The sequence below is a fragment of the Ruminococcus sp. AF20-12LB genome (genome assembly GCF_003478985.1).
In the GTDB taxonomy this organism is placed as follows: Bacteria; Bacillota; Clostridia; order Lachnospirales; family Lachnospiraceae; genus Blautia_A.
The window spans coordinates 62,511-73,654 of the sequence record NZ_QUGH01000017.1 but is presented as its reverse complement, the minus strand read 5'-3'; the positions used below and the strand labels follow the sequence as shown (position 1 = coordinate 73,654).

14 protein-coding genes are annotated in these 11,144 nt (G+C 33.3%); 11 read left to right on the top strand and 3 right to left on the bottom strand.

Annotated features, from left to right (window positions below; all coding sequences use genetic code 11):
- Positions 1–367: 367 nt before the first annotated feature.
- The 11 genes from DWX61_RS16905 to DWX61_RS16845 all read left to right on the top strand — a co-directional run bounded on the left by DWX61_RS16905 (position 368) and on the right by DWX61_RS16845 (position 8,186).
- Entirely contained in the window at positions 368–577 is a 210-nt protein-coding gene (locus DWX61_RS16905) for a DUF6061 family protein (protein WP_176815408.1), read from the top strand.
- Positions 578–1,074: 497 nt separating this feature from the next.
- Positions 1,075–1,731 carry a hypothetical protein gene (locus DWX61_RS16900; RefSeq protein WP_019161966.1) on the top strand — a complete coding sequence of 219 codons (657 nt, stop codon included), beginning with the start codon at positions 1,075–1,077 and terminating at the stop codon, positions 1,729–1,731.
- A gap of 59 nt (positions 1,732–1,790) precedes the next feature.
- Positions 1,791–2,288 (top strand): hypothetical protein, encoded by a 498-nt coding sequence (locus DWX61_RS16895; protein WP_019161965.1) that lies wholly within the window; start codon positions 1,791–1,793, stop codon positions 2,286–2,288.
- Positions 2,289–2,311: 23 nt separating this feature from the next.
- Positions 2,312–2,953, top strand: coding sequence for a hypothetical protein (locus tag DWX61_RS19410; RefSeq protein ID WP_029471593.1), 642 nt, complete (start codon positions 2,312–2,314; stop codon positions 2,951–2,953).
- Positions 2,943–3,569 (top strand): DUF6560 family protein, encoded by a 627-nt coding sequence (locus tag DWX61_RS16880; protein ID WP_243023837.1) that lies wholly within the window; start codon positions 2,943–2,945, stop codon positions 3,567–3,569. The genes DWX61_RS19410 and DWX61_RS16880 overlap by 11 nt, the downstream gene beginning before the upstream one ends.
- Positions 3,570–3,963: 394 nt before the next feature.
- Complete coding sequence (locus DWX61_RS16875; protein ID WP_040015611.1) at positions 3,964–4,719, top strand: hypothetical protein; 756 nt, start codon at positions 3,964–3,966, stop codon at positions 4,717–4,719.
- Positions 4,720–5,342: 623 nt separating this feature from the next.
- Positions 5,343–5,591, top strand: coding sequence for a hypothetical protein (locus DWX61_RS16865; protein WP_005334776.1), 249 nt, complete (start codon positions 5,343–5,345; stop codon positions 5,589–5,591).
- A 31-nt stretch (positions 5,592–5,622) separates the two neighbouring features.
- Entirely contained in the window at positions 5,623–6,825 is a 1,203-nt protein-coding gene (locus DWX61_RS16860; protein ID WP_118626481.1) for a hypothetical protein, read from the top strand.
- Positions 6,826–6,858: 33 nt separating this feature from the next.
- On the top strand, positions 6,859–7,056 hold the full coding sequence (locus tag DWX61_RS16855; protein WP_005334773.1) for a hypothetical protein: 198 nt from the start codon (positions 6,859–6,861) through the stop codon (positions 7,054–7,056).
- A gap of 19 nt (positions 7,057–7,075) precedes the next feature.
- Positions 7,076–7,357 (top strand): hypothetical protein, encoded by a 282-nt coding sequence (locus tag DWX61_RS16850; protein WP_005334771.1) that lies wholly within the window; start codon positions 7,076–7,078, stop codon positions 7,355–7,357.
- Positions 7,358–7,454: 97 nt separating this feature from the next.
- On the top strand, positions 7,455–8,186 hold the full coding sequence (locus tag DWX61_RS16845; RefSeq protein WP_005334769.1) for a hypothetical protein: 732 nt from the start codon (positions 7,455–7,457) through the stop codon (positions 8,184–8,186).
- A gap of 219 nt (positions 8,187–8,405) precedes the next feature.
- On the opposite strand, the gene DWX61_RS16835 is transcribed toward DWX61_RS16845, so the two are convergent.
- From DWX61_RS16835 to DWX61_RS19095, 3 genes are all read right to left on the bottom strand, one after another.
- On the bottom strand, positions 8,406–9,374 hold the full coding sequence (locus tag DWX61_RS16835; RefSeq protein WP_005334767.1) for a DUF6040 family protein: 969 nt from the start codon (positions 9,372–9,374) through the stop codon (positions 8,406–8,408).
- A gap of 225 nt (positions 9,375–9,599) precedes the next feature.
- Positions 9,600–10,379: an ATP-binding protein gene (locus DWX61_RS16825; RefSeq protein ID WP_118626479.1), complete on the bottom strand. Its 780-nt coding sequence runs from the start codon at positions 10,377–10,379 to the stop codon at positions 9,600–9,602.
- Between the two features lie 12 nt (positions 10,380–10,391).
- A partial coding sequence (locus DWX61_RS19095; RefSeq protein ID WP_353652884.1) for a Mu transposase domain-containing protein occupies positions 10,392–11,144 on the bottom strand: 753 nt, incomplete at its 5' end.

Here is an 11,144-nt window from a genome sequence, read left to right as displayed (position 1 = left end):
TGTAATTGATGGTGAAGGTTCAAAGGTTATTTGCAAAGACTAATTTGAAAATTCAAGTTGATATTGCACTTATTTTAGGAAATTTAATAACTGTTATATTTGATTATCAAATTCTTCGCAAACCCTTGAAAATACTAAGTTTGTAGCAAGTGAGCTTTCCCTTACTCTTTCCTTTGTGTTATATTCTCCCATTAGCTTTCATGAATCTTAATATGGGAAAAAATAAGGGAAAGAAAATTTCATAACACAGTATAACAATAACGACATGGTGAACTGATTGAAATGTTTTCGATATTTAACTCTATAACTGATTATTAAAAGAAAATAGAGATAAGATACGATGAGAACAATTTATGCATAATACAACATAAAACACGATAGTATTGATGTTTACACAAGTGTTGGATATATGCTTCGCATTGATTGCTGGGGAGCTGAAAAAGATTTAAAAACCACATATGGATCAGAATGTGCGCTTACTTCATTGGCTGTGGATGAGCCTTTAGAATATGCAAGATTATATCTCGATGGCAATTTACAGATGTGGATAGATTCAGAAGATTCACTTGAATTATAGAACAAGAATAACGGGTAGAAAACTTCTGATGCCCATTTTACAAGGGGTTCGAGTTTTTTATGTCTGCTGGCGCTATTTCTCTGCTGGAGTACTATTTTCGGGATAATGGCGAAAGGCTTTAGCGGTATAGTTAGAAGCACCGTTTCCATATTTTGTATTGGTTATGGTTTTTATATAATCGCTGGAATAATAGTCAATTGTAGAGCAAATGAAATAGACACAGGGGATTAAGGAAGAGTTGAAGGCAGATAAACAGATGGAATGGGTAGCAAATAAATACTATACAAGAGTGTGAAAAGGGAATTTTGAATAAGGAGATGATTTGGCAATAAGGTGCAGTAATCTGGTGGAAAGCAAGTCTGAAAATGGCTTGCTTTTTGCTTTACAATGTGGTTAGTTGATGTATATAATTATGATAAAGAGATAAAATTGATTTTTATATTTTGGTTCGATATTGTGATGCAGTTTTTCTATATTAAAAAATATACGAGGTTATAATGAAGAATAAAAGTTATGATTATATCTTTGGAAATGGAAAATTTAATACTTGGTTCAACATTATAGTTAGTATTATTAGTTGTTCAGCAATATCGTTTTGTTTAACCGAACTTTTGTTTTCCTTTGATTTTAAAGTGAGTTTTCAAAAAGCACTGATTTTTACCATACTTTTTGTGATTTTTTTATTATTGTTTTATTACTTTATAAAACAACGTACTTATAAACTATTCGATCAAAAAATAACATATGGATTTAGGGAACGAAAAATTTTGTATGCGGATATCCATTCATTAGTTTTTACACTATCCTCCAGACCTAAAGGAATATATGATATTGGACTGGGAGAACCATACCTATACATAAAAGAAAATGGGAAGAAAAAATATATATGCAATATTACAATTTATTTGGCATATCCAAGTGTTATACAAAAAAGATATGATATCAATATAAGCAATGGGCAGATAGGAATGTCTCCTGCCTACAGTTTTAACTGTTATGATATAAAAAGTATTTTCAATTTAATACATCATTCAAAAGCAAATATTTATGTGACGAAGAGTTTTCTTCTCTTTAATAATTGGACAATAAACAGATTTTGCAAAGAATACAATATCTCTATGGAAATGGTTCAGCTTATAAATGATGGAAACTAATGTAAAAAATTTGTATTGTATTGAACTTTAGAAAACCTTTTTATGAGAAAGGAAAGCATATGCAAGAATATTATAAAATATATTTTCCTTATTCCAAAGAATATTTATTGGAACAGATTAAGAAGACTACAAAACCATTATGTATTTCAAACCAGGCTTATAGAGATATGGCACTTGCAGCCTACAAAGAAGAGGATAATACCTTATGTATCGGATATGCAGCAGGAAGTATGACAGGCGGTGGCTGGGAAATGCTCCAGACACATATAAAAAGCTATGGGGGAGATGTAATGCTGGAAGGTACGTTTGTGCTTTTGCCATACATAAAAAAAGCTGCACTATTTTTTCTGCTCATAGTGATTTTATTTGCATTGTTTTTTTCTCAGGGAGATTTATTGATTTTAACAGAATGTCTGATTTTATTTATGTTTCCATTATATCTGCTGTATAGGAATATTTCTAAGATAGGAAAATGTGAAGAAGGGCGACGGCTTGTTTTATTATATCTGGAAAAGGTGCTTCATGCAAATGTGGAAATATCCGTAGAGGAAGAATAAAGAAATGATAGGGGAAAACGAGAATGAAAAAGATTAATGAACAAACAAAAAGTTTTTTACTATACGGTATAGAAGATGTGATTAAGCCGAAAGAAATCTACAAATTAGATGGAGCAATCTTGTTTCTAGTATTTTTATTTTTCTTTTTATCTGAATCAGCTCCATCACCGTTTTTTTCAAAAGTATTTTTAGTTATTGTTTATCTTGGATTCGTGATTCTTAGTTTTTCAAGAACAGAAGTGACAGGGAAAAAGGTTTTTTGGATCATTGGAATACAAAGTCTGACGTTTTCTATTTTGTTCTGTTGGGCAGCAACTATCCTCATGCTGACAACTATGAAAGAAGAATATTATAAGAGGTATCTAACCATACTCGTTATCATTTACATACTGGTAATCGCTGCATACATTTTTCTTATAATAACTTTGATTAAAAAAGATATCTACAATCCATCTTCTTCCAAAAAGCTGGCTGGAGGATGGTGTATTACTAGTTTTGTATTGCTTGGAATGGGTGTCGCAAAAGTACTTAGTAGCAGCGTTGAATATACAGCCATGATTAGAATTGCAAGCCTTTGTTCCTATTTTTGTTCTTTGGGTTCTATCTTAGGAGTTTTTCACCTGGTAAAGTATTTTGCTGTCAAAAAATGGGAGGTTGAAAAATGAATATTTTTATGAAAAGAATATAGATGAAAATAATTATAGCATCCAGGAAGAAGGATGGCTGGGAATTTTATTTTTGGTTGGAACTATATTTTTCTCAGGATTACTTTTGTATGGTTTTATAGACGGACAGGCGGATTTTTCAGTTATAGTGGCGTATGGAATATTGATTGCTTTTTCTGGAATCTGTACCCTGCATTTGTTCCTGTGGAGAGTCAAGGTAAATCATGATGTAATTGAATACCGGTCGTTTTTTGGAAAAAAATATTATAAATTTTCAGATATAACAAGAAGTGTACATAAAGAAAATGGTACATTGGAAATATATGCAGGGGACAAAATAATATTCAAATTTGATGAAAACATAAGCGCATCATTGTTTGCAAATAGTCTGTCTAAGCATAAAATTTCACAAGAAACATGGTTGAGTTGTAGAGATAAAAAGTGCATCATAAGACCAAAAGAAAGCCACTATGTTCTGCCAGGCATTTTCTTTTTATATTTGGTTTACAATAGTGTGATACTTGTATTCAATGCAAAAGAAACAGCTTTTGTTTTCCTTTTATTCTCTCTTGTACCGGGAGGTATATTTTTCTATTTTTTATCCCAAAAAGAGTAAAAATCGAATTATCCGCATAAACACAGGGATTTTAAGCAATATGAAACAAAAAATAAAAGAATTTTACCACTAATTTACTACGAATGAAAGAACCTTGATACGACAGAGAAAACAGCATAAATAAAGGCAAAATTGGCATTTCATACAGAATATGAGATGTCTTTTTTGTTGCTGTAATACAGTATAACTATTCTTTTTCTGCTTGATTATTAATCATTTTTTAGGACATGAATTGTCAAGAGCTTGTTGCGTAGCAATGTTTACACTCTTGATAATTTATGGAATAAAAAATATTCTGACAGATACTAGAAAAGTGATGACTACTCAATTTTCTAATGATATAATATGATAAATAATAATAGATAAACTTGAAGTGATTAAGGAAGTGTATGCCATGAAAAAATTTTTGAAAATAATGTTAATCATAATTGGAGCGATTTCTTTGATTTTTGTAGCTCTGATAGGGATTGGGTTATTTGTTGATGTTGAATATGATGACCATATTGAAAATGGTCGTTATACTTATGTTCCGGAAGAAGAAAATAAAGATAATGAATACGTGGAATTTACGATAAATGATTATGATAAAAATAATGCCAAGCTTGTATATTATGACACGATTGAAGAAGCTATTCAACTTTCCACTTTGAATGCTGAAAATGAGGAACTTTCGGTTCCTGCTGATTTTCTTAATCATGTTGATGAAACCTTGCATATATGGCAAGGCAAAAAATATGATACGATTTTCTATCGGGCTGGAAATGATAACGATGATATTCAAGGCTTAGTAATGGCTCGTTGTAAAAAGCAGATACAGAATGGGCATACACAATACGCATTTATAAATGCTACACCGGTTACAACGAAACGAGATAGAATTTTGTTAGATGATATTACAGAGCTTATTCACTCTTCTTTGAAATTAAGTGATTTCCAACAAGACTTAAACCCCGATTATCCAAGCAAGCGTTTTGTTTACGGCTATGCACATGATAAAGAAATCTATTCATTGGAAGTAGAAGGACAAAAACCGGACGGTGTAATTGAAATCAATGTATATGACAGAGTCATGTATCTATGGTATTACAATGACTTACAAAGTAACAAAAGAGGTGACTGTTTAAGCTATTCGGTAGATGTACCTAAATAAAATGACATTTTTACATAATACTATATTATTAGTTAGGCAGACGGAGTGATCCAGACACGGTGGCAGGAAAATCTTTCAGATTTTTCTGCCATGTCTTGCAAGTGGCTGGTTTACTTCGTCTGTGAGCGAGCCTGTGGCGAGCGAAGATTAAGCCCCCGTTATCTAACAAGGGGGGCACAAAAAACAAAAGACACTATACACTAACAGGCGGAAAACGCTGTATTTACAAGGCAAAACCGCATTTTATAAGATGTGATATAAAAAGTATCTATTTCACAAAAGAAAAACAATAAATTTAAACATTATAATATTTTAATTTTTGTGGTAATGATATGCAAACTTTTTAGGAGGGAAGATATGGATTGTAAAATGACTGATATTATTGCTATTATTTCAAGTATCATTGCTATTGGTTATTCAATTTATTCCATAATTACTAAAAGTTATATTCGTCAATACAACCTTGAAAAATTTGAACATTTTTCTTTAAATCAGAAGAAAGTTTGTATTGTTTTCAATTTTATTATGACACTTATAATTGGGATAAGTGGGGTGTATATATTGCTATTATACTTATTCTAATGGGATTGAAAGCATTTATGTAGCAAATAGCAAAATTTTTAATGGACAAAACAATTGTCAAGGATGGATGGCTATATAGAAATGGATTTTTAAGGAAGAACTGTAAAATAAGATTAACGGATATTACCCAGATGAAAAGAAAAAAGAATTTATTTGGAGAAGCTCTTATTTTATATAAAAATCAGAAAAAAATCGCTAAAATTTCTGCCCGAAATAGAAATGTGGACTGGCTGCAAGTAAAGATTGCAGAAATAAAAAAGGATAAGAAGAAATTAGAACGTAAAAAATGAAAAATGTGAATCATATAGGGAGATTGAGTTTATGGATAATGTCATTAGATTAAGTAAATTTGTAAAAAATTTAGGAATAGTAACAACAGTTCTTTTTTTAATAATCGTACTGGTAACATTTGTTACAGGAAATATGGGGGGTGCGATATGTTTTATGCCTTTTGTATTTTTAGGTATTGCTTTAATTTTGGCATACAAGAAACAAATAATTGTAGTAAATGAAGATGAAATTGTATTTAGCTATCTGGTTAAGAAAACTCAGCATATAAAATATAATGATATTCGTTGTATTTTAATGATTCCATTAAATGGTAGAACAGATGTCATATTAATTGATAAGATGTACAATAGACTTGTTACTCTGGAGCAAGTGTATGTAAATTATGATATTTTATATGATACACTTATAAAACATGAAATAGATCTTGTGGATTTTGGTGAGTTAGTTGAACAGAACAAAGATGTATCAAAGTATGTACCTGCTTTAAACTGGATAGAAAAGAATTTCTATAAATCTATATGTAATGAGAATACAACTATCAAAAATATGTCAAAAACAATAGAAAAAGAAAAGCGTAAAAAAACAAAGCAATTTTTAAAAGCTTTAGGTTGGATTCTAATAATTGCTGATGCGGTAGCATTTTTTATTGGTGGCAAAACAATGTTAGTTATATTTATAATGGTTTTGATGATTACATATGCAGTGTATATAAAATATTATCCATATATATTTATAGAAGTCACCACAAAAAAAGGACAAGAACTGGCGTATCAATTACCATTTATGGGTGCAGCAATAGCAATGCTTTTATCCCTGAATACGAGTAAACTCTTTAATTATGAATTTGGAAACTATATGAAGATTACGGCAATTATTACTGCTTTACTTGCACTGCCATTTATTATTAAATCTTTAAAAACAGATGTACCACAGAAATTTGGACGTAAACTTTCAGTTGTATTTGCTGCTTTTATAATCGCATTTACAATTAGCTTCCCAATAAATTTTTTATTTACATTTGATGGGGCAACTCATGAAATTGCAATTGTAACAGACAAAAAGATTAGCAGTGGTAAAACTAGAGATAGAGAGTTATATGCAAGTTGTAATGGTAAAAGAGAAATATATACTGTTTCAAACAGTGAATATGAAAATACATCAATAGGCGATAGTAAAAGAATTTGTAGAAGAAAAAGTGCATTAGGATTGGAATATAGTACGATACATGATTAATATTTATTTAAAGATAAGGAAGGAATATATAAGATGAAAATATTGTTAGCAGTAGTTGGAGGATTATTATTACTGATATTCCCTTTTATAGTTATGAAAAAAGCAAAAGTAACAAAAGAAGAAAATACTGATGAAGCAAGGAAAAAATTTAATGTGTTTCTCATTTGTATGATACCTGTTCCTCTAATAGGCTTCATATTTCTTTTAATAGGGCTTAGAAGTTTTTTATAAAATTAAATAAAGGAGAAAAATGTTAAAAAACAATGATATATCAATACCAGAAGCCTGCTATGCAGATTTATGTAAGGTGGGTTTTTTTGAAAGAAAACAGGTTAAATTAACAATTATATGGAATGAAAAAATAAGCAGAAATAAACAAATACTTACACTTAAGAAGTTATATCCTGAATTAAATAAAGTGTCTACAGTTGAAATCTATAAAATTACAAAAAAACGAAGAAATGGCAATTTGCAGAGATGGGATGGGGATTTGCTGTTGACTTTTCGCATAAAGCAGAAAAAGCGGGGATAAAAATATTGTTAGAAGAATAACTAAAAATCTTGCTAATGTATAAGTTAAGTAAAAAATAGAATGAAAAATAATCATATAGCAGAGGAGATTGGGTAATATGAAGGAACAAAAGAAATCTTCTTGGGGAGCGGTTCTGGTGTCATTTTTAAAGGAATTTCTATTAAACTCATTCGAAGCCCCAGGTCATCTTTATTATGATGAAAATTTAACTAATGAAGGAAAAAGAAAGAAAAATTATATTTGGAGGGTGCTTCTACTGGTGACTGCGGTAGGAGTAGCTTTGCTTCCTGTTATAGCTTGGAACATGTTTGTTCCAGATGTGCTATGGGCAAAAATAGTTACCGTTGTAGTGTGTGAAGGCTATGTTGTTTTTATAGTAAGTATGGAGATTATCCAAATAAAGGATGAGCTAAAGGAAGATATGTTAAAAATAGGGGGATATAAAATTACTCCCAAAGGAAGTATTTCCCTATTTAAAGAAATTGATTTTAAGATTGCTCAAACAGAGTATTCTTATACAATATTGATTTCTAAGAAACCTTTAAAATGGCTTTATAAGAAGTTTTATGTTACAATCTATGGAAGACATGGAAAAGTAAAAAAGATTGAATTGGTTCGAGCAGACAAAAAGTATTCTACGAAATATGAGACAATGAATGGTACAGTCTTAGAAAAGTTGCAAGAAGAAAATAATAGGTTTTTAAGGAAATGCTTAGGTACTCCCAGTAAAAAGAGTATGACAGGCGTCGAATATTATTATGAGTGGGGACAAATACAATCCTTCTATGATGATCGTTCTTGTCAAACAGGAATTGTAATTATGTTTTAAAATAAGGAATATTGTATCTCTTGCTTCCGTATGCAGAAAGATTACATCGGTACAGAGAAATGTGGTAGTGATACACCAAAGAACACAGGCGAAACCTTATATCTCGGTTCCATAAGTAGCGAATCTTTCAAAAGAGAGAGATGGGTAAAACTTCGCTGTTTATATAATAGTAGGGGACGATGTTTTATCCCCTGCTATTATACGTTTTTTAGCATGTTTTCACCAATATTGCTTGGTACCTAACCGATTTTTCAAATAACATCTGATTCCAAGATATACTCCCTGAGAAAGTACGAAAAGCAATAGAAGATTTACGGAAAGTGCTTTTTTAATTGCTTCTCCAAAATAAATGATGACAGCAGTACTTGTCAGTATCATCAGTAGAGTAATAACATCCCAACAGTTTTTCTTATATAATTCTATAACCTTTATTTCTATCAGTATCGCCAGTATCCCTGTCCCTGCCACACATATTCCGACAACCAATATCAGAAATAACCAATATACCATTCCGGCTATAAAAGGATTTGGAATTTTTGTGCTAATCTGTGCCACAGATTGCCCGGCATCAATTGTCCAACCGATAAAAGTTTGTAGGAATGACGCTGCATCATGGAAGAATGATTTACAATCGGAAAGGAACACATCGGACTGTACTGCCTGAAAAAGAGTGGTTGTCAGCGAATACCATGCAAGAAGGAACAAGGTTGTTTGGAACATTACCGTTTTTGCTTTATACTGTCCGGCAAGTCGCTCTTTTTGTGTTCCGTATTTCGCTTTTTCATTCTGATAGGCTGTCCGGTCACAGGATTCACATTTTTCATAGAGTACCGGCTTTTCTACCGGTATCTCTACGATTTTCTGATGTGTCCGGGCATAATCCCGTTGTTGTGTTAAACAGCGTATTTTATTTTGATATTCCCCGATCATGACGTTTGCGCTTCGCAGCTTCTCTTTCTCGTTCCGCAATGCTCTGTCTGCCAGCTTCAAGTCGTTCTTTAATGCTTGAATATTCCCGGCTCTGTTCTCTTTGTTTAATTTCTCGTTCAAGATCAGAGATTCGTTGAGCTGCGTCTTCAGTTCCACGATAAGCTGGTCTTTCTGTTCCAGTTCTTCTTGTATCTCCTCGGTCAGGAGCAGAAGCTCTTCCAACTGTTCGGCGTTCTTTAATTCTCTGGATTCGTTCATCTATATCACGTCCTTTCTCTATCTGCTGTTCCAGTTCAGCAATTCGGTGTTATCCTCTGCTGATTTGGTCGTTTCAATCAATACGCTACATTCTTCCATCGTAATTCAGCCCTTTCTTTTTAATTTTGAATATGAAAAAAGTGCATATTCCGCAAGAACTGCGCATCCGTTCCAGAGGAACGGAGCGCCATTCCGCTTCAAACTGAGCAAAGCTCAGCAGGTTGATTAATTACTATTGGTTATTCTGCGATCCCTGCCAGGAAATTCAAGGCGATATGCCTTGGATGTCATTCGACTTAAGCAGGCATCTGCGTAGGTGGAATCCCCAAAAAGCTGATACCATCCGGATACTGGAATCTGTGAGATAATAATAGTTGCCTTGCGGCAGTCTCTGGACTCGATGATTTCAAATAAATCGCGGCATTTCTCGATGTCCAGATCCATTAAGCCGAAATCATCTATCACCATGAGATCATAAGCTGCCATTTCATTCGAATACTCAAAGTAAGTACCTTCCTGCCTGGCATGATCTGATTCCTTTAAGAGTGTGTTCGCACGTATGTATTTAACAGTACGGTTCTGATGCATTGCTGTGATACATAAGGCGCAGGCGATGTGCGTTTTCCCAGCACCGGCCCCTCCGGTCATCAGCAGGTTATTCGGCTCATCGATCCAATCACACTTGGCCAGAAGTTCTATGACGTGTGTATTCAGCTGACGTTCTGGATCATAGATTGAACTGTCAAGATCAGCTGCAGGATATTTCAGGGACGCTTTCTTCATGAGACGTTTAAACTTTTTACTCTCACGCTGATCCCATTCATGATTTACAATATCAGCAAAGCGGACTTCAAATAGTTCGAGACCTGTGTTTGGTTCCAAAAGCTGCTTTTCAAAGGCTTCAGCCATACCGGACATACGGAGTTTATACAGCCGATCCATGAGTATGTTCTGTTCCTTTGTGAGTTTATCGTTATAAAGATAGTCTTTTAATCTGTATGCCATAGTATGTCACCCTTACTTATAGTAGTCCTTTCCTCTGATATTTTCATGATTAGGCAGTGTTCCTGGTGAATGTTCGGGGAGTTCCTTCACATCCATCTTTTTCAGCATCTGCTTGAAGGTAAAATATTTACAGGAATTGATCTCTATACATTTACGGGCAACTTCTTCAGCAGCACCTTTCGGGATTGTTTTTACTTTATGCAGGATACCTGCACAGGCATTATAGGACTGCTCTTCATGTTTTGATGATTTAAGGAGTCTGTCAATCAGTTCTGACATCGCAGGACCAATGGCAGAAGCCCAGCGGCGGTAATAATTACCATCCTTTGAATTGACTTCTTTGTAATAAAGGTGTTCTGGCGGCATATGTTCATCTACCGTGATATACAGCGGAAACTCTCTATAAGACCGCTTATGTGTACAGATCAGCCGATTATACTGATCACAGATTCTGATCTCTGAAGCGGTTGCCTTCAGGATTGCAGGCTTGCCACAGTAAGAGTACAATACGGAGTAGTAGTGGCCGTCATACTCGATGTGGTAGTTGTTGGGAACTTTTAGGACCGCTTTATAGTCGCAAGCCGTGTAACATCCGCCTGGCAGTGGTTTCATACATGGTTTGTCATACTTTTCGAAAGCATCCTGTCTTGAGAAGTCCTTGCCTTGAAAAGATCGTTTATTGAGGACTGCTACTATTTTTTTGATTTCAGCATTTAGGTCTTCAAATGATACATATATCTTTTCTTTCAGTTTCTCAACCAGGTG

Bases quoted from the DNA above. Each gene is read 5' to 3' on its own strand.
- DWX61_RS16865 (WP_005334776.1), top strand. From the start codon at position 5,343: ATGGACAAAACAATTGTCAAGGATGGATGGCTATATAGAAATGGATTT.
- DWX61_RS16900 (WP_019161966.1), top strand. From the start codon at position 1,075: ATGAAGAATAAAAGTTATGATTATATCTTTGGAAATGGAAAATTTAAT.
- DWX61_RS19410 (WP_029471593.1), top strand. From the start codon at position 2,312: ATGAAAAAGATTAATGAACAAACAAAAAGTTTTTTACTATACGGTATA.
- DWX61_RS16895 (WP_019161965.1), top strand. From the start codon at position 1,791: ATGCAAGAATATTATAAAATATATTTTCCTTATTCCAAAGAATATTTA.
- DWX61_RS16860 (WP_118626481.1), top strand. From the start codon at position 5,623: ATGGATAATGTCATTAGATTAAGTAAATTTGTAAAAAATTTAGGAATA.
- DWX61_RS16825 (WP_118626479.1), bottom strand. From the start codon at position 10,379: ATGGCATACAGATTAAAAGACTATCTTTATAACGATAAACTCACAAAG.
- DWX61_RS16875 (WP_040015611.1), top strand. From the start codon at position 3,964: ATGAAAAAATTTTTGAAAATAATGTTAATCATAATTGGAGCGATTTCT.
- DWX61_RS16835 (WP_005334767.1), bottom strand. From the start codon at position 9,374: ATGAACGAATCCAGAGAATTAAAGAACGCCGAACAGTTGGAAGAGCTT.
- DWX61_RS16850 (WP_005334771.1), top strand. From the start codon at position 7,076: ATGTTAAAAAACAATGATATATCAATACCAGAAGCCTGCTATGCAGAT.
- DWX61_RS16855 (WP_005334773.1), top strand. From the start codon at position 6,859: ATGAAAATATTGTTAGCAGTAGTTGGAGGATTATTATTACTGATATTC.
- DWX61_RS16845 (WP_005334769.1), top strand. From the start codon at position 7,455: ATGAAGGAACAAAAGAAATCTTCTTGGGGAGCGGTTCTGGTGTCATTT.